This window comes from Methylobacterium aquaticum, from assembly GCF_016804325.1.
In the GTDB taxonomy this organism is placed as follows: domain Bacteria; phylum Pseudomonadota; class Alphaproteobacteria; order Rhizobiales; family Beijerinckiaceae; genus Methylobacterium; species Methylobacterium aquaticum_C.
The window spans coordinates 4,695,116-4,720,226 of the sequence record NZ_CP043627.1 but is presented as its reverse complement, the minus strand read 5'-3'; the positions used below and the strand labels follow the sequence as shown (position 1 = coordinate 4,720,226).

Annotated in this window: 20 protein-coding genes, 1 other RNA gene and 3 pseudogenes; 15 read left to right on the top strand and 9 right to left on the bottom strand. The window is 71.2% G+C overall.

Going from position 1 to position 25,111, the window contains the following annotated elements; translation table 11 throughout:
• Positions 1-145 precede the first annotated feature (145 nt).
• Complete coding sequence (locus F1D61_RS21530; RefSeq protein WP_203154041.1) at positions 146-1,165, top strand: TRAP transporter substrate-binding protein; 1,020 nt, start codon at positions 146-148, stop codon at positions 1,163-1,165.
• Between the two features lie 38 nt (positions 1,166-1,203).
• Here F1D61_RS21530 and F1D61_RS21525 read toward each other — a convergent pair.
• Together F1D61_RS21525 and guaA are read right to left on the bottom strand one after the other, a co-directional pair.
• A pseudogene (locus F1D61_RS21525) lies at positions 1,204-3,162 on the bottom strand (putative bifunctional diguanylate cyclase/phosphodiesterase); the annotation flags it as partial.
• A gap of 262 nt (positions 3,163-3,424) precedes the next feature.
• Positions 3,425-4,980, bottom strand: a pseudogene (gene guaA / locus F1D61_RS21520) (glutamine-hydrolyzing GMP synthase).
• 140 nt (positions 4,981-5,120) lie between these two features.
• Here guaA and F1D61_RS21515 point away from each other — a divergent pair.
• The gene (locus F1D61_RS21515; protein WP_203154031.1) at positions 5,121-5,357 is read left to right on the top strand and encodes a hypothetical protein; all 237 of its coding nucleotides are present in this window, start codon (positions 5,121-5,123) and stop codon (positions 5,355-5,357) included.
• A gap of 47 nt (positions 5,358-5,404) precedes the next feature.
• Here F1D61_RS21515 and F1D61_RS21510 read toward each other — a convergent pair whose 3' ends face one another.
• The 3 genes from F1D61_RS21510 to F1D61_RS21500 all read right to left on the bottom strand — a co-directional run bounded on the left by F1D61_RS21510 (position 5,405) and on the right by F1D61_RS21500 (position 8,957).
• The gene (locus F1D61_RS21510; RefSeq protein ID WP_203154029.1) at positions 5,405-6,340 is read right to left on the bottom strand and encodes an alpha/beta fold hydrolase; all 936 of its coding nucleotides are present in this window, start codon (positions 6,338-6,340) and stop codon (positions 5,405-5,407) included.
• Positions 6,341-6,444: 104 nt separating this feature from the next.
• A complete protein-coding gene (locus tag F1D61_RS21505; protein ID WP_203154027.1) occupies positions 6,445-7,482 on the bottom strand; it encodes an alpha/beta hydrolase in 1,038 nt (345 codons plus the stop codon).
• A 182-nt stretch (positions 7,483-7,664) separates the two neighbouring features.
• Complete coding sequence (locus F1D61_RS21500) at positions 7,665-8,957, bottom strand: RsmB/NOP family class I SAM-dependent RNA methyltransferase (protein ID WP_203154026.1); 1,293 nt, start codon at positions 8,955-8,957, stop codon at positions 7,665-7,667.
• Positions 8,958-9,068: 111 nt separating this feature from the next.
• Here F1D61_RS21500 and F1D61_RS21495 point away from each other — a divergent pair.
• Positions 9,069-9,256, top strand: a pseudogene (locus F1D61_RS21495) (hypothetical protein).
• Positions 9,257-9,380: 124 nt separating this feature from the next.
• On the opposite strand, the gene F1D61_RS21490 reads toward F1D61_RS21495, so the two are convergent.
• Complete coding sequence (locus F1D61_RS21490) at positions 9,381-9,800, bottom strand: MAPEG family protein (protein ID WP_203154024.1); 420 nt, start codon at positions 9,798-9,800, stop codon at positions 9,381-9,383.
• A gap of 333 nt (positions 9,801-10,133) precedes the next feature.
• On the opposite strand from F1D61_RS21490, the gene ssrS reads away from it, so the two are divergent.
• The 5 genes from ssrS to F1D61_RS21465 all read left to right on the top strand — a co-directional run bounded on the left by ssrS (position 10,134) and on the right by F1D61_RS21465 (position 14,063).
• Positions 10,134-10,291: non-coding RNA, 6S RNA (gene ssrS / locus F1D61_RS21485), on the top strand.
• A gap of 10 nt (positions 10,292-10,301) precedes the next feature.
• Positions 10,302-10,892: a 5-formyltetrahydrofolate cyclo-ligase gene (locus F1D61_RS21480; RefSeq protein ID WP_203154021.1), complete on the top strand. Its 591-nt coding sequence runs from the start codon at positions 10,302-10,304 to the stop codon at positions 10,890-10,892.
• Between the two features lie 8 nt (positions 10,893-10,900).
• Positions 10,901-11,722 (top strand): TIGR00282 family metallophosphoesterase, encoded by an 822-nt coding sequence (locus F1D61_RS21475; RefSeq protein ID WP_203154019.1) that lies wholly within the window; start codon positions 10,901-10,903, stop codon positions 11,720-11,722.
• A 138-nt stretch (positions 11,723-11,860) separates the two neighbouring features.
• Positions 11,861-12,898: a MotA/TolQ/ExbB proton channel family protein gene (locus tag F1D61_RS21470; RefSeq protein ID WP_203154017.1), complete on the top strand. Its 1,038-nt coding sequence runs from the start codon at positions 11,861-11,863 to the stop codon at positions 12,896-12,898.
• A gap of 151 nt (positions 12,899-13,049) precedes the next feature.
• Positions 13,050-14,063 carry a peptidoglycan -binding protein gene (locus tag F1D61_RS21465; RefSeq protein WP_203154015.1) on the top strand — a complete coding sequence of 338 codons (1,014 nt, stop codon included), beginning with the start codon at positions 13,050-13,052 and terminating at the stop codon, positions 14,061-14,063.
• Positions 14,064-14,311: 248 nt separating this feature from the next.
• On the opposite strand, the gene F1D61_RS21460 is transcribed toward F1D61_RS21465, so the two are convergent.
• A complete protein-coding gene (locus F1D61_RS21460) occupies positions 14,312-16,117 on the bottom strand; it encodes an ABC transporter transmembrane domain-containing protein (protein ID WP_203154013.1) in 1,806 nt (601 codons plus the stop codon).
• Positions 16,118-16,332: 215 nt separating this feature from the next.
• Here F1D61_RS21460 and rpmE point away from each other — a divergent pair, with 215 nt between their 5' ends.
• Positions 16,333-16,569 (top strand): 50S ribosomal protein L31, encoded by a 237-nt coding sequence (rpmE, locus tag F1D61_RS21455; RefSeq protein WP_432443317.1) that lies wholly within the window; start codon positions 16,333-16,335, stop codon positions 16,567-16,569.
• 129 nt (positions 16,570-16,698) lie between these two features.
• Here rpmE and F1D61_RS21450 read toward each other — a convergent pair whose 3' ends face one another.
• Positions 16,699-17,223 (bottom strand): DUF1465 family protein, encoded by a 525-nt coding sequence (locus tag F1D61_RS21450; RefSeq protein WP_203154003.1) that lies wholly within the window; start codon positions 17,221-17,223, stop codon positions 16,699-16,701.
• Between the two features lie 745 nt (positions 17,224-17,968).
• On the bottom strand, positions 17,969-18,160 hold the full coding sequence (locus tag F1D61_RS21445) for a DUF1192 domain-containing protein (RefSeq protein ID WP_203154002.1): 192 nt from the start codon (positions 18,158-18,160) through the stop codon (positions 17,969-17,971).
• Positions 18,161-18,377: 217 nt separating this feature from the next.
• On the opposite strand from F1D61_RS21445, the gene rpmH reads away from it, so the two are divergent.
• The 6 genes from rpmH (at position 18,378) to F1D61_RS21415 (ending at position 25,034) form a co-directional block, all read left to right on the top strand.
• Entirely contained in the window at positions 18,378-18,512 is a 135-nt protein-coding gene (gene rpmH / locus F1D61_RS21440; RefSeq protein ID WP_010300405.1) for a 50S ribosomal protein L34, read from the top strand.
• Between the two features lie 46 nt (positions 18,513-18,558).
• On the top strand, positions 18,559-19,083 hold the full coding sequence (locus F1D61_RS21435) for a ribonuclease P protein component (RefSeq protein WP_203154000.1): 525 nt from the start codon (positions 18,559-18,561) through the stop codon (positions 19,081-19,083).
• A 111-nt stretch (positions 19,084-19,194) separates the two neighbouring features.
• On the top strand, positions 19,195-21,030 hold the full coding sequence (gene yidC / locus F1D61_RS21430; RefSeq protein WP_203153998.1) for a membrane protein insertase YidC: 1,836 nt from the start codon (positions 19,195-19,197) through the stop codon (positions 21,028-21,030).
• Positions 21,031-21,043: 13 nt separating this feature from the next.
• Positions 21,044-21,715, top strand: a complete 672-nt coding sequence (yihA, locus tag F1D61_RS21425; RefSeq protein WP_203153996.1) for a ribosome biogenesis GTP-binding protein YihA/YsxC — start codon at positions 21,044-21,046, stop codon at positions 21,713-21,715.
• The gene (locus tag F1D61_RS21420) at positions 21,715-22,086 is read left to right on the top strand and encodes a DUF423 domain-containing protein (protein WP_203153994.1); all 372 of its coding nucleotides are present in this window, start codon (positions 21,715-21,717) and stop codon (positions 22,084-22,086) included. Before yihA ends, F1D61_RS21420 begins: the two co-directional genes overlap by 1 nt.
• Positions 22,087-22,202: 116 nt before the next feature.
• Complete coding sequence (locus F1D61_RS21415; RefSeq protein ID WP_203153993.1) at positions 22,203-25,034, top strand: bifunctional transaldolase/phosoglucose isomerase; 2,832 nt, start codon at positions 22,203-22,205, stop codon at positions 25,032-25,034.
• The last annotated feature ends 77 nt before the right edge of the window (positions 25,035-25,111 follow it).

The window sequence follows — 25,111 nt, the reverse complement described above, 5'->3', positions numbered from 1 at the left end:
CGATCGTCGCGACGGAAACGGCGCGGCGGGGGCCGCGGGGCGGATGCCGGAGCGGAAAAAACGTGCTTTAAGCCACGACGGACCCGCACCCGAGATGCGGGACAACCATCGACCCGGATTCGTCGGGTCTTCCAGGGAGGATGCCATGACCACGCTCACGCGCCGCCGCGCGCTCCATCTCGCCGTCGCCGGCGCCGTCGCGGGACCGGCGGTGTTGCGCATCACCCGGGCGCATGCGGCCGAGTTCAGCCTGAAGGCCGCCAACAACACCCCGATCAGCCACCCCCTCACGGTCTTCATGACCAAGGCCGCGGACGGGATCCGCGAGGAGACCGGCGGCAAGGTCGACATCAAGCTGTTTCCCAACAACCAGCTCGGCGGCGACACCGACATGCTGAGCCAGCTGCGCTCCGGCGCGCTGGAATTCTTCACCCTCTCGCCGCTGATCCTCGCCACCCTGGTGCCGGCGGCCTCGATCAGCGGCGTCGGCTTCGCCTGGTCGTCCTACGACAAGCTGTGGCCGGCGATGGACGGCGATTTCGGCGCCCATGTGCGGGCGCAGATCGAGAAGTCGGGCCTCTACGCCTTCGACCGTATCTGGGAGAACGGCTTCCGCCAGACCACCTCGTCGACCCGGCCGATCCTGAAGCCGGAGGACTTCAAGGGCTTCAAGATCCGGGTCCCGCCGAGCCCGATGTGGACCTCGATGTTCAAGGCCTTCGACGCCGCCCCGATGACGATCAACTTCGCGGAAGTGTACTCGGCGCTCCAGACCAAGATCGCCGAGGGCCAGGAAAACCCGCTGACCCTGATCGACAACGCCAAGCTCTACGAGGTGCAGAAGTACCTCTCGAAGACCAACCACATGTGGGACGGCTTCTGGCTCCTGTCGAACGGCAAGGTCTGGCGCGGCCTGCCGCAGGACGTGAAGACCGTGATCGCCAAGCACTTCAACACCCAGGCCGTGGCGCAGCGCGCCGACATGGCCCAGCGCGCCGGCACGACCGAGCAGGACCTGAAGGCCCGCGGCCTGACCATCCAGGACGTCGACACCAAGGCGTTCCAGGCCAAGCTGCAATCGGCCGGCTTCTACAAGGAGTGGAAGGGCAAGTTCGGCGACGACGCCTGGGCGCTCCTCGAGAAGCACACCGGCCCGATCTCCTGAGCGACAGCCGGGCCTGACCCACACCAAGCCCCGGCGGCTCACGCCGCCGGGGCTGTCAGGACGGCGCGGCCGAACAGGTAGCCCTGCCCCTCCGTGAAACCCTCCTCGTGCACCACCGCGAGCTGGGCCGGCGTCTCGACGCCCTCCGCCACCGTCTCGATGCCGAGGCGCCGGCCGAGCTCGGCCACCACGCCGACGATCGCCCGGCAATCCGGCCGCTCGACGGCGTCGCGCACGAACGAGGCGTCGAGCTTGATCCGGTCGAACGGGAAGGCGCGCAGGCGCCCGAGGGACGAGAACCCGACGCCGAAATCGTCGAGCGAGATCCGCACGCCCATGGCGTGCAGGAGCTGCAGGTCGTCGACGATGCCCTCGGTGGAGTTGGTCAGCACCGTCTCGGTGATCTCGAGCTCGAGGCGCCGGGGGGTAAGGCCGGTCTGCTTCAGGATCTCCTGCACCGCCCGCGGCAGGCTGCCATCCCCGAGCTGGCGCACCGAGACGTTGACGCAGATCCGGGCCTGGTCGGGCCAGGCGGCGGCATCGCGGCAGGCCCGGTCGAGGATCCACAGGCCGAGCACCCGGATCAGGTCCGACTTCTCGGCGAGCGGAATGAATTTCCGCGGCGGGATCGACCCGCGGCCCGGATGGGTCCAGCGCAGGAGCGCCTCCCGGGCGGTGACCGCGCCGTGCGAGAGGCCGATGAGCGGCTGGTAGGCGACGCCGAGCTGGCCGGCCGCGATGGCGTGCCGCAGGTCCTGCTCCAGGCGCTCCTCGTCGCTGCGCTCGATCTGCAGTTCCGGCGTGAACGGGCGCCAGGCGGCCTTGCCGGCGCCCTTGGCGGCGTAGAGCGCGCAATCGGCCTGGTGCAGCATGGCGTCGGGGGAGGTCGTCTCCTCCGAAAAGGCGATGCCGATGCTGGCGGTGACGTGGCGCGGCCGCTGGCCCTCGATCGCGTAGGGCCGGGCGAGCTCGATCAGCAGGCCCTCGGCGAGGGAGACGGCGAGGTCGCCGGCCACGCCCGGGAGCAGCAGGGCGAATTCGTCGCCGCCGAACCGGGCGGCGAGCCCGGTTGGCGGCAGGACCCGGCGCAGGCGGTCGGCGACCTGCTGCAGCAGCGCGTCGCCCGCCTGATGCCCGAGATCGTCGTTGACGGCCTTGAAGCCGTCGAGGTCGAGGAACAGCAAGGCGGTGCCGGCGGGCAGCCGTCCGCCCTCGGCGCTCTCGCGCAGGCGCCGCCACAGCATCGTGCGGTTGGCCAGACCCGTGAGGGCGTCGTGGTGGGCGAGCCGGATGATCTCCAGCTCGGCCTCGCGCTGGCGGGTCACGTCCTCGAAGGTGACGACGAAGGCCCCGCCCGGGACGCCCCGGCGCACGACGGCGATGGCGCGGCCGTCCGGCGTCGGCACCACGACCGCCTCGCCGCGGGCGAGCCCGGCCTCGTGCCCGGCGAGGAGGGCGGCGCCCGCCCCCTCCCCGGCATCCGGCTCCGCGAAGGCGAGGGCCCACAGGGCCGCGACCGGCATCCCGACGAGGTCGCGCCCGCCGGCCGCGGCGAACATCGCGAAGAAGCGCTGGTTGAGGAGCCGCACCTGGCCGTCGGCATCGAACAGACAGAGGCCCTGCGACATGGTCGAGAGGGCGAGGTCGAGGATCAGCGCCACCGCCTCGAACTGGCCGCCCTCCTCCCCGCGCGGTGTCGCGTCGCGGATGGTCTGGGCAAAGCCGGCGAGCCTGTCGCCGTCGTGGATCGCCGTGATGACCGTGCTGGCCCGGAACCGGCTGCCGTCACGCCGCGGCCACCACCCTTCCGTCTCGTGCCGCCCGGCTTCCCGGACCGCCGCGAGCGCCGCGGCGGAATCTTCGGGCGCCTCGCCATACGCGAAGGTGCGGCCGACCACCTCGGCGGCCAGGTAACCGGTCAGGTGCTCGGCGCCGGGGTTCCAGGCGACGACCCGCCCGTGAGGATCGAGAAGGCAGAGGGCCGGATCGGTCGCGTTCCAGACGAGGCGTGACCAGGCATCGTGAAGCGCGGAGGCCGCATCGTCGTCGTCCGTGCGGATCGCGATCGCTTCACTCCCCATCGACGCACAGCCCCATCGCGCCGCGGGCTGTGTTCCGCGGACGCTCACCATTTCGAGGCGCACGCTAGGCGATTTGGTGCCGGAGGTTGAGTCGAATTCTCGGCCTATGCCGCGGCGCGGGGCTCGGTGTGGCGCCGGCCCCACCTTCCGGTTCCGGACGAGTCGCCCGGAACCCGGATCACTCCCACTCGATCGTGCCGGGGGCTTGGAGGTGATGTCGTAGGTCACCCGGTTGATGCCCTTGACCTCGTTGATGATCCGGGTCGCGACCCGGCCCAGGAACGCCATGTCGAAGGGGTAGAAATCCGCCGTCATGCCGTCGACCGAGGTGACGGCGCGCAGGGCACAGACGTGGTCGTAGGTGCGCCCGTCGCCCATCACGCCGACGGTCTTGACCGGCAGGATCACCGCGAAGGCCTGCCAGATCGTGTCGTAGAGGCCGGCCTTGCGGATTTCTTCCAGGTAGATCGCATCGGCCTTGCGGAGCGCATCGAGCTTCTCGCCCGTGATCTCGCCGGGGCAGCGGATGGCGAGGCCCGGACCCGGGAAGGGATGGCGGCCGACGAAGGCCTCGGGCAGGCCGAGCTCGCGGCCGAGCACCCGCACCTCGTCCTTGAACAGCTCGCGCAGGGGCTCGACGAGCTTCATGTTCATGCGGGCGGGCAGGCCGCCGACATTGTGGTGGCTCTTGATCGTCACCGACGGGCCGCCGGTGAACGACACGCTCTCGATCACGTCCGGGTACAGCGTGCCTTGCGCCAGGAAGTCGGCGCCGCCGATCTTCTTCGCTTCGGCCTCGAACACGTCGATGAACAGGCGGCCGATCGTCTTGCGCTTGACCTCGGGATCCGTGACCCCGGCAAGCTCGCCGAGGAACAGGTCGGAGGCTTCGACGTGGACGAGCGGGATGTTGTAGTGGTCGCGGAACAGCCGCACCACCTCCTCGGCCTCGCCCTGGCGCAGCAGGCCGTGATCGACGAAGACGCAGGTGAGCTGCTCGCCGATCGCCTCGTGGATCAGCACCGCCGCCACCGCCGAATCGACGCCGCCCGAGAGGCCGCACAAAACCTTGGCGCCGCCGACCTGGGCGCGGATCCGCTCGATCGCCTCCTCGCGGAAGGCGGCCATCGACCAGTCGCCGGTGCAGCCGGCGATGTCGCGCACGAAGTTGCGGATCAGCAGCGCGCCGTGGGGGGTGTGGGCCACCTCGGGGTGGAACTGCACCGCGTAGAATTTCCGGTCCTCGTCCGCCACCGCCGCGAAGGGGGCGTTGGGCGAGATCGCCACGGTGGTGAAGCCGTCGGGCAGCTTCGTCACCCGGTCGCCGTGGCTCATCCAGACCGGATATTTCTCGCCGACATGCCAGACGCCGCGGAACAGCGCGCTGTCGGCGATGATCTCGACCTCGGCCCGGCCGAACTCGGCGTGGTGGCCGCCCTCGACCTCGCCGCCGAGCTGCGCCGCCATGGTCTGCTCGCCGTAGCAGATCCCGAGAACCGGCACGCCGGCCTCGAACACCGCCTGCGGCGCCCGCGGCGAGGATTCGACGGTGACCGATTCCGGCCCGCCCGACAGGATCACCGCCCGCGGCTTCATCGCCGCGAAGGCCGCCTCGGCCGCCTGGAACGGGACGATCTCGGAATAGACCCCCTCCTCACGCACCCTTCGGGCGATGAGCTGGGTCACCTGGCTGCCGAAATCGATGATGAGGATCTTGTCGTGCTCGGTCGTCATGGAACGATGAGTTAGACGAGGCTCCGGCTCCGCGCAACGCGCCGCACCGCGCATCCCCGGTGCATCCACGGCATTAACCGGACGTTCAGGCGCTAACGGCGATCGAGGCGCCCCCAACCCACCAGACAGGGAGCCTCGTCATGCGAGCCGTCGTCCTCGGGATCGCCGCCACCCTCGCCACGGGCTTGAGCCTCACGCCGGCCTCGGCCCTGCCGGTCGCCCCCGGCCACAGCGTCGCGCCCGTCGCCTCGATCGAGCAGGCGCAGTACGTCACCCGCCGGGTGATCCGCCGCGGTCCGCGCTGCACGGTCAAGGTGACCCGCACCCGCGGGCCCTTCGGCCGGGTGGTGGTGCGCAAGGTGCGCCGCTGCTACTGAGCCGCGCCTGACGATTCGGAAGGGCGGCCCCGTGGGGCCGCCCTTCTTCAGTTCGGCCAGAGCGCCAGCAGCGTCCGGAGCGCCGCCACGAAGGCGAGCGGCTGGTCGACCATCACGTGATGATAGGCCTCCGGCAGGTCGATCCGGGGTGAGCCCGGCGGCAGCAGGCCCTGGACATAGGCCGCATCGGCCGGGCGCATCAGGTCCGAGCGGGCGCCGGTGACGAGCGCCAGCGGGCAGCGCGCTCCCGTCACCATCGCGGCCCGGTCCGGCAGGGCGAGGCGGGCCCAGAGCGACGGGTCGAAGCGCCAGCTCCAGCCGCCCGCCACCTCCTTCAGCGATTCGCGGGCGATCAGGTCGGCGATGTAGAGCGCGTCGCAGGGCTGCATCGGCGCGAAGCGGAATCGCGCCAGAGCCGCTTCCAGGGTCGGGTAGACCCGGTGATGCGCGAAGCGCCCGTCCTCGCGCCGGCGGCCGGTGCGGCGCTCGGGGGAGAAGATCGGCGGATCGACGATCACGGCGCCGCGCCAGCGCCCGGCCTCCCGCCCCGCCTCGGTCAGCATCGGGAAGCAGCCGAAGGAATGGCCGACCATCACGGGCATCCCGGCATCGAACAGGCCGGTCTCCCGCGCCACCGCCTCGATCTCGTCGGCGAAGGTGTCGAGGTCGTAGGTCTCGCGCCAGTCCGAGCCGCCCATGCCGGACCAGGACGGGGCCGCCACCCGGTAATCCTCCGCGAGATACGGCGCGATGAAGCGCCACCAGCCCGCATGGGCCCCGTTGCCGTGCAGGAGCAGCAGCCCCGGTCGCCCGCGCCGGCCCCACGCGAAGGTCTCGAGGCACGCGCCCTTCACCGTGACGCGCCCGATCTCCGGTGCGGCGGCGACCGCGTCCCGGAACCAGTCGGGGGCGGGCGGAGACTCGCCCTCCAGATGGCCGAGGGGAGCGGAGAGGTTCGGGTCGGGGGGCAGAGGGTCGGTCACGGGCGCGATGATGCGGCGTGGCCGGAGGCCGTGTCAATCGAGATTGGAAGAATGGGTATGGCTCTTTGGCCATGATGCGAGCAGGCGTTCGAAACCCCGGTCTCTCACAACCGGATGAACCCCCGCCGCCTCGCCCAGGTGGCGAACAGGCCCGGCCAGGCCGCGGCCGGCGACCCCGGCACGCCGAGGTTGAAGCCGTGGCCGCCGCGCTCGAACAGATGCATCTCCACCGGCACCTCGACGGCCCGGAGCGCCGAGAACATCAGGAGCGAGTTGTCGACGACGGCGATCGGGTCGTCCGCGGCCTGGGCCAGGAAGGTCGGCGGGGTCTCGGGCGGGACGCGGGTCTCGACCGAATAGGCCTCGGTGGCGACGCGGGTCGGGCTGTCGCCGACGAGGACGCGGCGGCTCGAGGTGCGGTCGAAGGGCGGTTTCAGGGTGATGACCGGATAGATCAGCGCCGCGACGTCGGGCCGGGCCGAGACCGCGTCGTCCTCATCCACGGGCTTGTACAGTGGCGCGGCGAAGCGGGTGCTGGCCGACCCCATCAGGTGGCCGCCGGCCGAGAAGCCCATGACCCCGACCCGGTTCGGCTCGTAGCCGTAGCGCCGGGCCCGGGCCCGCACCAGGCGCGTCGCCCGCAGGGCGTCCTGGATCGGCGCGTCGGCCCCCGCCGCCCAGCCCTCGCCGGGCAGGCGGTAGACCAGCGCGAAGGCGGTGACGCCTAAGCTGTTCAGCCAGCGCCCGACCGGCACCGCCTCGTGGCCGAGATCGATGCGGCGATAGCCGCCCCCGGCGGCGATCACCATCGCGCTCCCGGTCGGCCGCGCCGGGCGCATCACCAGCAGGCAGGGCTCGGCGACGCCGGTGACCACGCCCTCGCGGCTCTCGTCGAAGCGCGGCCCGTCCGAACCGGGCCCGCCGCCCCCCGGCGGCTGGCCGGGCCAGAGCGGCATCACCTCCAGGGCGGCACCGGGCGCGGTCTCCGGCGGCGCATCGTGCCCCGATGGTGTCTCCCGCGGCCGCTCCGGGGGTGTTCCGTCCAACGGTGGCGGCGCGCCCGCCGGCCGCTCCTGCGCGGCGGCGGGCGCGAGGGCGAGGGCGGCCGTTCCCGTGAGCAACGTCCTGCGATGCAGCGCCATGCCGACCGTCCGATACGCCCGATGACCGCGACCCAGCTCCCGAAGACCCCGGCCCCGAGACCCGATCGCACGAGGCTCGATCGGACCGCGGGACGACCCCTCGTCCGCCCTGCATACGCCAAGCTGCCGCCGATGCACGGCAGAAAAGTACCGGGTCGGCCGGGCGATGCGCGGCGCCGGGTTCAGGAATGGTCCGGCCCGCGCTCCAGGAGCGCGACGTAGAAGCCGTCGGTCCCGGTCCGCTCCGGGGTCATCTGGATGCCGTGGGCGGTGCGGCGGACCCTGGTGGCGACGGCGTCGGGCAGGTCGAGGGGCCGGGGCGCGATGTCGTCGCGCCGGCCGACGAGCCCGGCCACGGCCGCATCGTTCTCCTCCGGCAGGAGCGAGCAGGTGACGTAGACGATCCGACCGCCCGGCCGCACCAGCCGCGCGGCGCGGTCGAGCACCGCCTCCTGCTCGGCCACCCGGGTGGCGAGGCTGCCGGGGCGCAGGCGCCACTTGGCGTCCGGGTTGCGCCGCCAGGTGCCCGAGCCGGTGCAGGGCGCATCGACGAGGACGAGGTCGGCGGTCCCGTCGAGGTCGGTCAGCACGTCAGGCCGTCCTTTGCCGCCGCGGGGCGTGCGCACCTCCGCCGTGGCGCCGGCCCGGCGCAGGCGCTCGTGGATCGGCGCGAGGCGCCGCGGGTCGCCGTCGGTGGCGATCAGCCGGCCCTGATCGTTCATCAGGGCGGCCAGCGCCAGGGTCTTGCCGCCGCCGCCGGCGCAGAGGTCGATCACGGTCATGCCGGGACCCGCCCCGGAGAGCCGGGCGGCGAGCTGCGAGCCCTCGTCCTGGATCTCGAACCAGCCGTCCAGGAATTCCGGCTCGACGTGGAGCGCCGGCCCGCGGCCATCCTCGCCGAGCGGCACCCGCAGGCCGTCCGGCGAGAGCGGCGTCGGCTCGGGGGCGAGATGGGCCAGCGCCTCGGCCGTGCCGGGGCGGGTCGCCTTGAGGGTGTTGACCCGAATGTCGAGGGGCGCGCGGCGGGCGAGCGCCCGCAATTCGGGCAGGAGGTCGTCGCCCAGAGCGTTCTCGAGGGACGGCACCACCCATTCGGGCACGTCGCCGGCGACGTGGACCGGAGCGTCGGCGAGCGTCCCGGTCTCGAGCCGCGTCCGCTCGGCCTCGGTGAGGGGGGCGGGCGCGAAGCGCTCGCCGGTGAACAGTTCCGCGACCGTCCGGGCCGCGAGGCCGCGCTGGAGCCGCAGCGAGCCGATCAGCGTCGCGCGCGGGCTGTCCGCACCCATGATCCAGGCGGAGGAGGCGCGACGGCGCAACGCGTCGTAGACCAGCGTCGCGATGGTGGCGCGGTCGCCGGAGCCGGCGAAGCGGTGGGCGAGGCCCCAATCCTTCAGGGCATCGGCCACCGGGCGGCGGCGCTCGGCGATGTCGGCCAGGACCTCGATGGCGGCGGAGAGGCGGGCGCCGGGGGTCATCGCGAAACCGCCACGCCAGCGCCGCGGGACCGGCCCATCCCGGCCAAGCTTTCGGCCAGGCGCGTCGCGAAGCCTTGGCCGTTCCCCTCGTTGAGCCGGAGACCCGCTCGCATGATCCGTCGTTCCATCCCGTCCGCCCTCGCCGTGAGTCTCGCCGGCCTGATCGCGCTGGCGGCCGGCGCCTGCGCCACCGCCCCGGCGGCCCGGCCGTCGACCTCACCCCGCCGCCGCCCCGGCCCTACGATGCCAAGACGCAGCTCGAATACGGCAACCCGCCGCCGCGGGCCCCGCGCTACTGAATGTCCTCGCGACACTCCCGCCGCACCGGCGCCGCTACCGCCAGCGACGATGGTGGCCGGGAGTTTCGTGAGAGACGCTGCGTGCCCCTTACCCTCCTCGCGCCGGGATGGCGAGAAGCCGGCTTCAGGCGAGGAGGATCCTGACGGCGAAGATCGCCCACATCGCCATCAGGACGATCGCCCCGGCGAGAAAGGCCTGGAAGCGCCGGATCACCACGTTGCTCGTGGCGTAGATCCCCGCATGGACGAGCCGGGTCAGCACGAACAGCCAGGCGAGGCCGACGAAGAGGTGATCGGCCTTCCCCGTCGCGAGCGCGAAGCCGGTCAGGACGTAGAACAGCACCGGCAGTTCGAACTGGTTGGCGAAGGCGTTCGAGACCTGCTGCACCGGCGCCGGCCAGCTGCGCTCGCCGAGCGAGATGTCCTTGAGCTTCACGGCGCCGGCCCGCGCCGCGGCGAAGCGCACCCGTCCGGTCCAGAGCAGCAGGCAGAAGGTCAACAGTACCTGGACGAAGACGGGGGCAAGGACGGCTTGTGGGCTCATGGGGTCCTGGAGAGGTTGTTGAGCATCTGCTAGTTCATCCGATGAGGCTTGAGTCAGATCGCATCGTAAAGACACTCCAACCTGCGACCTCATCCTGAGGTGCGACCGGAAGGGAGCCTCGAAGGAGGGCTCCAGAGAGCACCGAGGCTTCTGGAGCCCTCCTTCGAGGTCAGTCGATCTGCGATCGACTGACACCTCAGGATGAGGTCGCGGGCGGGATAGTTTCGACGCCGCGGTCGAGCGAGATGCAGCCCCCACCCTCGCTGCGCCCCTCGGCTCCGAATCCCCCATCCGCCCCCTTTCGCAACCGCCTCGGCAGCGCTACATGGGTCGGCGGGGCTGCGGCTCTCGTCAGGAGACAATATCCCCGGGGCCTTATCGACTCCCTCGGGAGCTGTCACTGCCCTGGTCCGTGGACCGGGGCATAACGGCGCCCACCTACTTCGTAGGTTTCCCGGGATCGATTCTCCAACGGCTCTCGTGGCTCCGCGCTGGACTGACATGACGACGGACGTTTCCCCCGCTCCCCCGGACAAGGCCGCCTTGCGCAAAGCCGCCCTGGCGCGGCGGGACGGGCTGGCGGTCGAGGCCCGCGAGGACGCCTCCCGCCGCATCGCCGAGACGATCCTGTCCCTTCCCGAGGTGGCGAGGGCCGACGTGGTCTCGGCCTATTGGCCGATCCGCAGCGAGGTCGACCTGCGGCCGCTGATCGCGCGTTTGCGCGCCCGCGGGCAGGCCGTGGCCCTGCCGCAGGTCACGCCGGACGGGCTGGTGTTCCGCCTCGCCGCCGAGGGCGACGCGCTCAGCCCCGGCGGGTTCGGCCTGAGCGAGCCCGGGCCCGACGCACGGATCGTCGATCCCCGCGTGCTGCTGGTGCCGCTCGCCGCCTTCGACCGGCGCGGCCACCGCATCGGCTACGGCAAGGGCTATTACGACCGGGCGCTGGCGCGCCTCGACGCACCTGTGCCTGCGCTCGCCCTCGGCATCGCCTTTTCGGCCCAGGAAACCCCCCGCGTGCCGGACGGCCCGCACGACAGGCCCCTCGACGCGATCGTCACCGAGGCGGGCCTGATCCACCCCACCGGAGACTGAACCCCGCCATGCGCCTCCTCTTCCTCGGCGACATCGTCGGCCGGCCGGGCCGCCTGGCGGTGAGCGAGCGCTTGCCGGCCCTGCGCGAGCGCTGGCGCCTCGACTGCGTGGTGATCAACGGCGAGAACGCCGCCGGCGGCTTCGGCATCACCGAGAGCATCTGTGACGAACTGATCAATGCCGGCGCCGACGCGGTGACGCTCGGCAACCACTCCTTCGACCAGCGCGAGGCGATGGTGTTCATCGCCCGCCAGCCGCGCCTCGTGCGCCCGGCGAACTACCCGCCCGGCACGCCGGGCCGCGGCGCCACGGTGGTGGAGACGCGGGCGGGCGCCCGGGTCCTCGTCGTCAACGTGATGGGGCGGATCTTCCTCGATCCCCTCGACGACCCCTTCGCGGCGGCCGAGCGCGAGTTGTCGGCCTGCCCCTTGCGCGACGCCGCCGACGCGGTGATCGTCGACGTCCACGCCGAGGCGACGAGCGAGAAGGAGGCCTTCGGCTGGTTCCTCGACGGACGGGCGAGCCTCGTCGTCGGCACCCACACCCACGTGCCGACCGCCGACCACCGCATCCTGCCGGGCGGCACCGCCTACATGTCGGATGTCGGCATGTGCGGCGACTACGATTCGGTGCTGGGCATGCAGAAGGACGAGCCGGTGCGCCGCTTCCTGCAGAAGACGCCCGGCAGCCGGCTCGAGGCCGCGACCGGCGAGGGCACGCTCTGCGGCATCGCGGTCGAGACCGACGACGCCACCGGCCTCGCCCGGCGGGTGAGCCCGGTGCGGCTCGGGCCGCATCTCGAGGAAACCTGGCCGCGGCACTGGGACTGAATCCTTTGGACTCACCCAAAGATCCCCCGGGCACTCCCGAGGCTTCGGCTTGATCGGCCAAGCCGCACCCGGCACAGTGCGGGCGGCCCCCGCCACGCGAGGCAGGGGGTGACCCCGCGACAGTGAGTACGGCCCGCGATGGCGGCGAGCGCAGCGTCCCCTCCCCTGACATCGCCGCGGATCTACCTCGTCCGCATGGTGGTGTTCCTGACGCTGGCCGGCTTCCTGGCCTTCGTGCTCTATCGCCAGATCGTGCCGGCCTTCATGGCCAATCCGGGCCTCAACGGCCTGATCCTCGGCGCGACGCTGATCGCCATCATCATGGCCTTCGGGCAGGTGCAGCGCCTGTTCCGCGAGGTGCGCTTCGCCAACCGCACCGCCACCGGCGCCGCCGATCCCGGCACGCCGCGGGTGCTCGGCGCCCTGGCGCCCGCGCTCCGGGAGGCGCGGGCCGGGCGTCCGCACCCGCAAGGGCAGTTCCAGCCGCTCCTCGACAGCGTGGCCTCGCGGCTCGACGAGGGGCGCGAGATCCTGCGCTATATCGGCGGCCTCCTGATCCTGCTCGGCCTGCTCGGCACCTTCTGGGGCCTGATCGACACGCTGTCGGCGGTCGGCGGCGTGATCCGGTCGATGCGGGCCGGCGGCGGCGACGCGGCGGTGATGTTCGACGAATTGAAGAGCGGCCTCGCGGTGCCGCTGTCTGGCATCGGCCTCGCCTTCTCGGCCTCCTTGTTCGGCCTCGCCGGCTCCCTGGTGATCGGCTTCCTCGACCTCCAGGCGGGGCAGGCCCATAACCGGTTCTACAACGAGCTCGAGGACTGGCTCGTCACCGCCGCCGGCCCGGCGCCGGCCCCGGTGCCGGTTCCCGTCACGGTGCCGGCGGCGGCGGCCCTCCCCGCTCCCCCGCGCCCGCCCGAGCCTCCGCCGCGGGGCGACGCGGTGCTCAAGGACATCGCCGACGCGATGACGCGGCTCGGCACCCTCGTCGGCGACAGCACGGCGCATGGTCGGGCCAGCACCCAGGCGATGGCGAACCTCGCCGAGGGCATCCAGGGCCTCGTCCAGCACATGCGGGCCGAGCAGCAGATGATCCGCGACTGGGTCGAGGCGCAGGCCAACCGCGAGCGCGAGCTGAAGCAGGTGCTCGACCGCCTCGCCAGGGAGAAGGTGGAGTGAGTCGAGACGGTGGAGTGATACCAACGGTTGTTGGAAACGACCTTTGGTTCCGTTCTCGAATTTTCGTCAAGCCTCTGGCTTGGCATAGACAATTCGAGATGGCTCAATGGCCCGATGCGTCAGCATCTTGGGCCATTGGTATGAGTCCCTGATGGCCGGCCGCCTCGTCCGGCGCGACCGCGCCCTCAATGTCTGGCCCGGCTACGTCGACGCGCTGACGACGCTGCTGCTCTCGGTCGTCTTCCTGCTCACCATCTTCGTCACGGGCCAGTTCTTCCTGTCGCAGGAATTGTCGGGCCGCGACACGGTGCTGGAACGGCTCAACCGGCAGATCTCCGAACTCACCGACCTGCTGGCGCTGGAGCGCTCGGGCAAGCGGGCGATGGAGGAGAGCGCCGCGTCCCTGCGGGCGAACCTCCAGGGCTCCGAGGCCGAGCGCAAGCGGTTGCAGGACCTGCTCGCCAGCGGCCAGGGCGCGGAGGGCAAGGCGGCCGAGCTCGGCCGCCAGCTCGACGCCGAGAAGGGTGCCGCCACCCGGGCGCTCAACCAGGTCGATCTCCTGAACCAGCAGATCGCGGCGATGCGCCAGCAGCTCGCGGCGCTGGAGGACGCGCTCGCGGCGTCCGAGACCCGGGACCGCGAGAGCCAGGCCCGCATCGCCGACCTCGGCAGCCGCCTCAACGTGGCTCTGGCGCAACGGGTGCAGGAACTCGCGCGCTACCGCTCGGATTTCTTCGGGCGCCTGCGCCAGATCCTCGGCAACCGCCCCGACATCCGCATCGTCGGCGACCGCTTCGTCTTGCAATCCGAGGTGCTGTTCTCCGCCGGCCAGGCGGTGCTCAAGCCCGAGGCCGGGCCGGAGATCGACCGGATCGCCGGCGCGATCCTGGAGCTCAACCGGCAGATCCCGGCCGACATCCCGTGGGTGCTGCGGGTCGACGGCCATACCGATGCGCGGCCGATCAATTCCTCGCAATTCCCGTCGAACTGGGCGCTGTCGGCGGCACGCGCCATCGCGGTCGTGCAGTACCTGGTCGGAAAGGGCATCCCGCCCCAGCGCCTGCTCGCCGGCGCCTTCGGCGAGTTCCAGCCCGTCGATGTCGGGACGAGCGAGGAGGCCTATGCCCGCAACCGGCGGATCGAGATGAAGCTGACGGAGCGGTAGACAAAAACCCGATCGCACGGTTTCGGTCCTCCCGCCCGACCATCCTGCCACCCTCCGGGTCATCCCGGGGCCGCGAAAGCGGAGCCCGGGATCCGGAAACGCAGGAGGTTCAGAAAGGAGCGGAGCGCATCCCGCTTCCTTCTCCACCCGCCGCGGCACCTGAGTCCGGGCGCCGCTTTCGCGGCCCCGGAACGACGCGGAGGGTGCGATAGCCGGTGGCCGGGTCCCGGGTGGCTCTCCGGCCTGGGTTACGCCTCCGCCACCTGCCGCTCGCCCGCCGCGTCCATCCCGGCCCCGAACTGCAACGCCGCCAGCTGGGCATAGAGCCCGCCGCGCGCCAGCAGCGCGTCGTGGGTGCCCTGCTCGGCGATGCGGCCGTCCTCCAGCACCAGGATGCGGTCGGCGGCCCGGATAGTGGCGAGGCGGTGGGCGATGACCAGGGTGGTGCGGCCCTTCATCAGCACGTCGAGGGCGGCCTGCACCGCCCGCTCGCTCTCGGCGTCGAGGGCGGAGGTCGCCTCGTCGAGGAGCAGGATCGGGGCGTCCTTGAGGATCGCCCGGGCGATGGCGATGCGCTGGCGCTGGCCGCCCGAGAGGGTGACGCCGCGCTCGCCGACGAGGGTCGCGTAGCCCTGCGGCAGGGCGCGGATGAAGCCGTCGGCATGCGCCTGGGCGGCGGCGCGTTCCACCTCGGCCTGGGTCGCCTCGGGCCGGCCGTAGCGGATGTTGTCGAGGATGCTGCCGCTGAACACGACCGGGTCCTGCGGCACCAGGGCCATGCGGGCGCGCAAGGAATCGGGCTCGACCGCGTCGACCGGCACGCCGTCGATCCGCACCTCGCCGGATTCCGGATCGTAGAAGCGCAGGAGCAGTTGCAGCACCGTGCTCTTGCCGGCGCCCGACGGCCCGACGAGGGCCACGCGCTCACCCGGCGCCACCGTGAAGCTGAGGTCGTGGAGCGCCGCGTGCTCGGGCCGGGTCGGGTAGTGGAAGCGCACCTGCGCGAAGGCGATCTCGCCGCGCGGCGGCACCGGCAGGGGGCGGGGGCGGTCCGGCGCGGCGATGACCGGCACCGTGTCGAGGATCTCGCCCAGGCGCTCGGCCGCGCCGGCGGCGAGGGTCAGTTCGCCGTAGACCTCGGAGAGCTGGCCGAGCGCGCTGGCGCCGAACACCGCATAGAGCACGAATTGCGACAATTGCCCGGCCGAGATCGTGCCGGCGGCCACCCCTTGCGCGCCGTACCACAGCACGCCGACGACGCTGGCCGAGATCAGGAAGATCGCCACGCCGGTGAGCAGCGCCCGCGCCCGGGCCGAGCCGCGGGAGGCCAGGAACGCCTCCTCGGACGCCGCGGCGAAGCGCGCGGCGGTGGCCGGCGCCATGCCGAAGGCCTGCATGGTGCGCACCGACCCCACCGCCTCGGTGGCGAAGGCCGAGGCGTCGGCGAGCCGGTCCTGCGCCGCCCGGGAGCGGCGGCGCACGCCGCGGCCGGAGAGGATCAGCGGGAAGACGATGAGCGGGATCGCCGCCAGCACCAGAACCGAGAGCCGGGGGCTGGTCCAGACCATCATCCCGACCGCGCCGGCGAACAGGAACAGGTTGCGCAGGAGGATCGAGAGCGAGACCCCGAAGACCGATTTCACCTGCGCGGCGTCGGCGGTCAGGCGCGAGACCAGCTCGCCGCTGCGCGACCGGTCGAAGAAGGCCGGATCGAGGGTGGTGAGCCGGGAGAAGACCGCGGCGCGCAGATCCGCCACCACCCGCTCGCCGAGCGTCACGACGCAGTAGTAGCGGGCGGCGCTGGCGACGGCGAGCACGGCCACCACCCCGATCAATCCGCCGAAATAGGCGTCGATCATCCCGACCTCTCCGTGGGAGAAACCGAGATCGACCACCCGGCGCACGGCGATCGGCACCGTCAGGGTCGCGCCCGAGGCGGCGACGAGCGCCACGATCGCGGCGGCGATCCGGCCCTTGTAGCGGCCTGCGAAGGGAATGAGGGGCTTCAGGGCCCCGAGGGAGGCGCGGGGACGGGCAGTGTCGTTACGTGCCATCTGAACTGTCGTGCTGTCCGGGGTGCCGGCGCTTGTTTGGCGCACGGAGGTGAGGTATAGGCCGCCGCTCATCCGATTACGCGCGATCAATGGCCGCGGCCCGAAGCGGAGCGTTCGGCGCGGGTCGCACTCTGTAGGAATTCGTCATGGCAAAGCAAGCAGCCCCCGCCGCCAAGCAGGCAATCCCCGCCGGCAAGTCGGTCGCAGTCGCCAAGGTGGCCCGCACCGCGACCGAGCACCCGGACTACCACTTCATCAAGGTGGTGCTGACCGACGGCAGCTCGTTCATGACGCGCTCCACCTACGGCAAGGAGGGCGACACCCTCAACCTCGACATCGACCCGAGCACGCACCCGGCCTGGACCGGCGGCGAGCAGAAGCTGCTGGACCGCGGCGGCCGCCTGTCGCGCTTCAACTCGCGCTTCGCCGGCATCTCGTTCACCAAGAAGTAAGCAGCGGCCTCGTTCGCGCGAAAAAAGCCCCGGCCTCGCGGCCGGGGCTTTTTTCGTGCCCGGATCCCCCGGGACGGTCTTCCAGGATTTTGACGCCGGGGAGGGCCGCGCCCTCCCCTGACGCTCTCGTCAGCCGAACGCCACCCGCAGCATGTCGTGCTGGGCGAAGACCGGGCTCACCCGCGGCTCCGGGGTCGGGCGGTCGTCGGAGATCAGGCGATCGAGGTGGATGATGCGGGCATGCAGGCGCTTCGACTGGGCGATCAGGGCCTGGAGCGACAGCGGCAGCTCGGCAATCAGGACCGCGCCGCCCTCGTTCGGCTCGGAATTCGAGAGGCGGACCCGGGTCTTCTCCTCGGCGGCCTCGCTCAGGCTCAGCTCGCCCTCGGACACGGCGCGCTGCACGAGCAGCCAGGACGCGATCTGCATCAGACGGGTGGTGAGCCGCATGCTCTCGCTGGCATAGGTCAGGGCGGCGTGGCGGGCGAGCAGACGCGATTCATCGCGGCCGGGACCGTCGAGATAGGCCGCCGTCTCCTCCACGAGGGTCATGCCCTCGCGAAACAGCATCTTGAAGCTCTCGGAGGCCACGAAGGTCTCGCCGAACCGCACGGTGGGCTGCTCGTCCCGAAACATCACGTCCATCACGCCCATGATCCCTCCTGTGCCACCGCGACGCCGGTCCCGCCTCGATACGGGACATTCACGGTGCGCTCGGGCTGTCTGGCGCAACGATAGCGCCATGACGCGGATCGCGCGCCGTCAACGATTGATTAACCTTAACGTCAACGCGGGCGGGGGACGGGCGATCCCAAGGAATTCCGGAAAATCGTGGTTAACGAGGCGAAGCGGCGGGAAAAAAGAAAGCCGCCCACGGGGGGCGGCTGAAAGAGTCGTACAGGGAGGCATCAAACAGAGTGGACAGAGACCACTCGACATCCAGAAAGCTGGACCGACATGGTTATCGCCCGGAAGGCTTAAAAAATGGTTAATGGGGCCGGGGCAGAGTCGGGAAAGCGGTGGCGGCGCAGGGAGCTCGGGGCAACAGCCGGTGGGACGGACTGCGAGAAATCCCGTGAAGGTCGGGCGCTGGCCTGTTCCCTCCCCCCTCTGCGGGGGAGGGTGGCGAACGCAGTGAGCCGGGAGAGGGGCAGCGCGACGATGGTCCAGGTGGCGCCCGTCATGACGGTCGCGACGTCTCCGGAAGCGGCGCCCCCTCTCTCCCGGCCTGCTCCGCAGGCCACCCTCCCCCGCAGAGGGGGGAGGGGTGAACCCGCGCCGGTCTCCTTTTCCCGGACCGCCGGCCGTCGCCCGCGGCGCGGTATCGGCGAGACATCCGCCCTTTCGCCACGGCATCCCTGCCCCGGAACGGGACACGCCGCCCCCGTCCCGTCCCGCTTCAGAACTTGAACACCGCCCGGGCCGCCTCCTGCGAGGCCTGCTTGCGCCGCCGGTCCTCCTCGATCCGGGCGATCTCCCGGCGCAGGAGTTCGATCCGCTCGTCGAGGTCGGAAACGGACAGGGCGGCGAGGTCCTGGCCGACCTGGTGGGCGGCATGCGCCGGCTTGCGGATCTCGGCATCGTCGAACATCGGCGTCCCCTGCGTGCGGGCGTCCTGCCCTGGCCCCTCGCCGGGCCCCTCGCGCGATCCTTAACGCGATTGACTCGCGGGGGCCATTCCGCCATACACCGGCGCGTCGTGACCGCGCCCCATTCGGGCGCGGTTCGCTTTCGCCAAGACATTCTGGACCACGAGGGCCTCGGCAGCGCGACGCGCAGGGCCGGCCCCGGCCTTCGGAGAACGAGCCGTGAAGAGAACCTATCAACCGTCGAAGCTCGTGCGCAAGCGCCGCCACGGCTTCCGTGCCCGCATGGCCACCGTCGGCGGCCGCAAGGTGATCGCCGCCCGCCGCGCCCGCGGCCGCAAGCGTCTGTCGGCGTAAGGCGCCTCGCGGTGCCTGCAAGCGCCGCGTTGACCGGAGCGCCGCGATGACCGGTGCTTCGCCGCCGATCGGCCGGATCACCCGGCGCCCGGACTATCTGGCGGCGGCCAAGGCCCGCCGTTTCCATACCGAGCGTCTGACGGCACAGGGCCGCCTGCGGGACGATGGACCGCCGGGCGGCTTGCGCGTGGGCTTCACCGTGACGAAGCGCGAGGGCCACGCGACCGAGCGCAACCGGATCCGCCGCCGCCTCAAGGTCGCGGCCCGGCTCGCGGCCGAGCAGGCCGGTCCGGCGCAGCGGGACAAGCCGGCGGACGTGGTCCTGATCGGTCGGCGCGACGCCCTCGGGGCGCCCTTCGCGCAACTGGTCGAGGATGTCGCCCAGGCGCTCGGCGTGGTGACGAAGCCGCGCTGGCCGAAGCCGCCCTCGCCTGAGGGCGCGCGGCCGGGTCGCGGCAAGGGCCGGCCGGATTTGGGCAGGCCGGATCCGGGCAAGCCGGGATCGGGCAGGCGGGCCCCGGACGCACCGGGGAAGGCCCCGGTATCGGGGCCGCAGGAACGGAATTCATGAGGCGATCCCGGGAAGCCGGAATCGCCTCGTCGTGTTGGTCGTGAGGGCCGGGAAGCGGGCTGCCAGGCCCGCCCTCGGTCCCGCTCTTTTGGCGGCAGGCGTCGCGGGTCCATGGGTAACGACAAGACGAACATGATCATCGCCGTGGCGCTGTCGCTGGCGGTGCTGCTCGGCTGGAACTACTTCGTCAGCGCGCCGCAGGTCGAGCGGCAGCGTCAGGAGCAGGCGGCCAAGCAGGCGCAGGCCGCGAAGGACGGCCCGGCGGCGAGCCCCCGCGAGGGCGGCCCCGCCGCCCCGGTGCCCGGAACCCTGCCGGGCGCGCCCGGCGGCAACCCGGCGCTCGCGGCGACCCGCGAGGAGGCGCTCGCCCGCTCGGCCCGGGTGCGGATCGACACCCCGGCGCTCGCCGGTTCGATCGCGCTCAAGGGCGGCCGCATCGACGACGTGTCGCTGAAGAACTACCACGAGACCGTCGACAATTCCTCGCCGCGCATCGTGCTGCTCTCGCCGACCGGCTCGGCCAACCCGTACTACGCCGAGTTCGGCTGGGTCAGCCAGGGCGGCGCCAAGGTGCCGGACGGCAACACCGAATGGACCGCCGAGGGCGACGTGCTGACGCCGCAGAAGCCCCTGGTCCTGACCTGGGACAACGGCGCCGGCCTCACCTTCCGCCGCACCATCTCTGTCGACGACAAGTTCATGTTCACGGTCGCCGACGCGGTCGAGAACAAGGGCGGCACCGCCGCCACCCTCTACCCGTACGGCCTCGTCTCGCGCTGGGGCAAGCCGCACACGCAGGGCTACTACGTCTTGCACGAGGGCATGATCGGCGTCTTGGGCGACAAGGGCCTGCAGGAAGTCACCTACGACAAGCTCGCCAAGGACAACCCGCTCGGCGCGCCCGGCACCCGCGGCCAGTCCTGGACCGGCGTGACCGGCGGCTTCCTCGGCATCACCGACAAGTACTGGGCCGCGACCGCGATCCCGGACCAGAAGACCCCCTATACCGGCTCGTTCACCGAGCGCGACGAGGGCGCCACCAAGGTCTACCAGGCGAGCAGCCTCGGCGAGGCCAGGCAGCTCGCCCCCGGCGCCAGCATCGAGGCGCAGCAGCACCTCTTCGCCGGCGCCAAGGAGGTCGGCACCATCGACGGCTACGAGAAGTCGATCGGCATCAAGCGCTTCGACCTGCTGATCGATTGGGGGTGGTTCTACTTCATCACCAAGCCGATGTTCAAGGCGCTGGACTTCTTCTACCACCTGTTCGGCAATTTCGGCGTCTCGATCCTGGTCGTCACCCTCCTGCTGAAGCTGCTGTTCCTGCCGATCGCCAACCGCTCCTACGTCTCGATGGCCAAGATGAAGGCCGTCCAGCCGGAGATGACCGCCATCCGCGAGCGCTACGCCGACGACAAGGTGAAGCAGCAGCAGGCGATGATGGAGCTGTACAAGAAGGAGAAGATCAACCCGGTCGCCGGCTGCTGGCCGGTGCTGGTGCAGATCCCGGTCTTCTTCTCGCTCTACAAGGTGCTGTTCGTCACCATCGAGATGCGGCACGCGCCGTTCTTCGGCTGGATCCGCGACCTCGCGGCGCCGGACCCGACCTCGCTGTTCAACCTGTTCGGCCTCCTGCCCTACACCCCGCCGGACTTCCTCCACCTCGGCATCTGGCCCATCATCATGGGTATCACGATGTTCGTGCAGATGAAGATGAACCCGACGCCGCCGGACCCGGTCCAGGCTCAGGTCTTCACCTTCATGCCGATCATCTTCACCTTCATGCTCGGCTCGTTCCCGGCCGGCCTGGTGATCTACTGGGCGTGGAACAACACCCTGTCGGTGATCCAGCAATACGTGATCATGCGGCGCAACGGGGTGAAGGTGGAGCTGTGGGACAACCTGCGCTCGACGTTCTCCCGGCCGAAGGCCGCGAAGGCCAAGAGCTGAGCCGAGGGCCACGATGCAGGACCAGCCTCAGACCGAGGCCGAGAAGGAAGCCGCCCTGCGTGAAGCGGGGCGGCTGCTCTTCGCCGGCACCGCCGATTTCTTCTACGCCGCCGACAAGCTCGAGATCCTGCCGCCGATGCGCGGCCACGAGATCGCCTTCGCGGGCCGCTCCAACGTCGGCAAGTCGAGCCTGATCAACGCGCTCACCGGCCGCAACGCGCTGGCGCGCACCTCGCACACGCCGGGGCGCACCCAGCAGCTCAACTTCTTCGACGTGGGCGGCGGCAAGCTCGTCCTCGTCGACATGCCGGGCTACGGCTACGCCGCGGTCGAGAAGGCGAAGGTCGCGGCCTGGACCGAGCTGATCCATGCCTACCTGCGCGGCCGGGCCAACCTCGCCCGGGTCTACGTGCTGATCGACTCGCGCCACGGCATCAAGCCGAACGACGCCGAGGTGCTGGACGGGCTCGACAAGGCCGCGGTTTCCTACCAGATCGTGCTCACCAAGTCGGACGCGCTCAAGAAGCACGAGATCGAGGCCCGCCTCGACGCGACGAAGGCGGCGATCGCCCGGCGGCCGGCGGCGTACCCGGAGATCATCCTGACCTCGAGCCGCACCGACGACGGCGTCACCGACCTGCGCGCCAGCATCGCCCGGCTGCTCTCCGAGCGCGGGGACGCGTGATGCGGCCGGCCGACCGAGGGCTCCTGGCGCTCGCCGGCCTCGCCGGCGCCCTCGGCGTCGGGTTGTCGGCCGCGGCCGCCCACATCGCCGGGGCGACGAGCCTCGCGACCGCCGCGCAGTTCCTGCTCTTTCACGCCCCTGCCCTCCTCGCCCTCGCGCTCCTCGCCGGCAGCGGTCACGCCCACCCGGTCGTGGTCCGCGTGGCGGGCTTCGCCCTGGCGCTCGGCCTCGCGCTGTTCTCCGGCGACCTCTCGGTCCGGGCGTTCCTGCAGCAGCCGCTCTTCCCGATGGCGGCGCCGAGCGGCGGCCTGATCCTGATCCTCGGCTGGGTCATGGTGGCCGTCTCGGCACTCTGGCCCGCGCGGCGTTGACGTAGGCGAAGGCCCGGGCGCTTTTCCTGCGAACGGCCAAGCTTCTCTCGGGCCCTCCCCCTGGACAGCGGCTCCTTCCGGTCCACATCTGCGGCAAACACGCGGAGACCGCAGGCATGAACCCGCTCAAGACGCTGCACGCCGAACAGGACCAGGCCGTCTGGCTCGATTTCGTCGCCCGGGGCTTCGTCCAGGACGGTGGCCTCAAGCGCCTGGTCGACGAGGACGGCCTGCGCGGGGTCACCTCGAACCCGGCGATCTTCGAGAAGGCGATCGGCCACTCGGACGAGTACGACGACGCGCTCAAGGCGGCCGGCGACCAGCGGGTGATCGACCTCTACGAGGGCCTGGCCATCGCCGACATCCAGGCGGCGGCGGACGTGCTGCGCCCGGTCTACGACGCGAGCGGCGGCCAGGACGGTTTCGTGAGTCTCGAAGTGTCGCCCTACCTGGCGCTGAACACCGCCGAGACGCTGGACGAGGCGCGCCGCCTCCACAAGGCCGTCGCCCGCGACAACCTGATGGTGAAGGTACCGGCCACCCCCGAGGGCATCCCGGCGATCCGCGACCTGACGGCGGACGGCATCAACATCAACGTCACGCTGCTCTTCGCGCAGGACGCCTACGAGCAGGTGGCCAACGCCTATATCGAGGGCCTGGAAACGTTTTCGGCGAGCGGCGGCGACATCGGCCGGATCGCCAGCGTCGCGAGCTTCTTCATCAGCCGCATCGACGCCGCGGTGGACAAGCTCCTCGACGAGAAGATCTCTGCGGCCAACGACCCGGACGAGAAGGCCGCGCTGGAAGGCCTCAAGGGCAAGGTGGCGATCGCCAACGCCAAGCTCGCCTATCGGCGCTACAAGCGACTGTTCTCAGGCGATCGCTGGCAGACGCTCGCGGAGAAGGGCGCGCATCCGCAGCGCCTGCTCTGGGCCTCCACCGGCGTGAAGAACAAGGCCTATTCCGACGTGCTCTACGTCGAGGAATTGATCGGCCCCAACACCGTCAACACCATCCCGCCCGCGACGATGGATGCGTTCCGCGATCACGGGAAGGTCCGGGCGAGCCTGGAAGAAGGTGTCGACGAGGCCGAGCGGGTGCTGGCCCACCTCGCCAAGACCGGTATCGACCTCGACGCGGTGGCGCGCCAGCTCGTCGAGGAGGGCGTGCAGCTCTTCGTCGATGCCGCCGACAAGCTGCTGGGGGCCGTTGCCGGCAAGCGGCAGAAATTCCTGGGGACCGGTCTCGACCGGCAGGCGCTCTCGCTCGGCAGCCTCGACGAGCCGGTGAAGCAGGCGATCGAGACCTGGCGCAAGGATGGCCTGGTGCGCCGCCTGTGGCAGCGCGACGCCAGCGTGTGGAGCGGCGCCGACGAGGCGCAGTGGCTCGGCTGGCTCACCATCGTCGAGGACGAGTCGAAGAAGGCCGCCGACTACGCCGCCTTCAGTTCGGAAGTGAAGCAGGAAGGCTTCACCGATGCGGTGGTGCTCGGCATGGGCGGCTCCAGCCTCGGCCCGGAGGTGCTGGCCGAAACTTATGGCCAGCAGCCCGGCTTCCCGCGCCTGCGCATCCTCGATTCGACCGATCCGGACGAGGTCCGGGCGGTCGAGGCGGCGGTGAACCTCGAGCGCACCCTGTTCATCGTCGCCTCGAAGTCGGGCTCCACGCTCGAGCCGAACGTCTTCCGCGATTACTTCCTCGGCCGGATGCGCGACGTGGTCGGGCCCGACAAGGCCGGACGCCACTTCGTCGCCGTGACCGATCCGGGCTCGGCGATGGAGAAGGCGGCCAAGGATGACGGCTTCCGGCACATCTTCTACGGCGTGAAGCAGATCGGCGGGCGCTATTCGGTGCTCTCGGCCTTCGGCCTGGTGCCGGCCGCCGCCATGGGCCTCGACGTGACGGCGTTCCTGGAGAGTGCCCGCACCATGGTGCGCTCCTGCGGCTCCGACGTGCCGCCGGACCTGAACCCGGCGGTGCAGCTCGGCCTGGTGCTGGGCAAGGCGGCCACCGAGCAGGGCCGCGACAAGGTCACGCTCGTCGCATCGAAGGGCATCGACACCTTCGGCGCCTGGGCCGAGCAGCTGATCGCCGAATCGACCGGCAAGCAGGGCAAGGGCCTGATCCCGATCGAGAACGAGCCCCTGGCCGCGCCCGCCGCCTACGGCTCGGACCGGGTCTTCGTGTACCTGCGCCTCGATGACGGCGCCGACGCCGCCCAGGATGCCGCCGTCACGGCGTTGGAGCAGGCCGGCCACCCGGTGGTGCGGATCGCCCTCGCCTCGAAGGCGAGCCTGCCGCAGGAATTCTTCCGCTTCGAGATCGCCACGGCGGTGGCGGGCGCGGTGCTCGGCATCAACCCGTTCGACCAGCCCGACGTCGAGGCGAGCAAGATCAAGACCCGCGAGCTGTTCTCGGCCGCCGAGAAGGACGGCGCGCTGCCGGCCGAGACGCCGGTGGCGGAGGACGAGACCTTCGCGCTCTACACCGATGCGGCCAATGCGGACGCCTTGCGCAAGGCGGGTGCGGGCTCCGACCCGGTGAGCTGGATCAAGGCTCAAGGAGGGCGGATCGGGGCCGGCGACTACGTCGCGCTGCTCGCCTACGTCACCCGCAACCCGGAACACCTGGCGGTGCTCCAGGAGACCCGGTTGGCCTTGCGCGACGCCAAACACGTCGCGACCTGCGCCGAGTTCGGGCCGCGCTTCCTGCACTCGACCGGCCAGGCCTACAAGGGCGGGCCCGACAGCGGCGTCTTCCTCCAGATCACCTCAGAGGCGCCCGATCTCGCCATCCCCGGTCGCAGTCTGGGCTTTGCCACCGTGATCGCCGCGCAGGCGCGGGGCGATTTCGGCGTGCTGTCCGAGCGGGGGCGGCGGGCCTTGCGCGTCCACATCAAGGGCGATGTGGCCAAGGGACTCGACCGGCTGAAGTCGGCGCTTAGTTAGGGCTAGCAACCGGTCTCCCCTCTCCGGGCGATCCCGGGCCGGCCCGGGATCGCCCGGAGGGAGACCGCGCCAGTCAT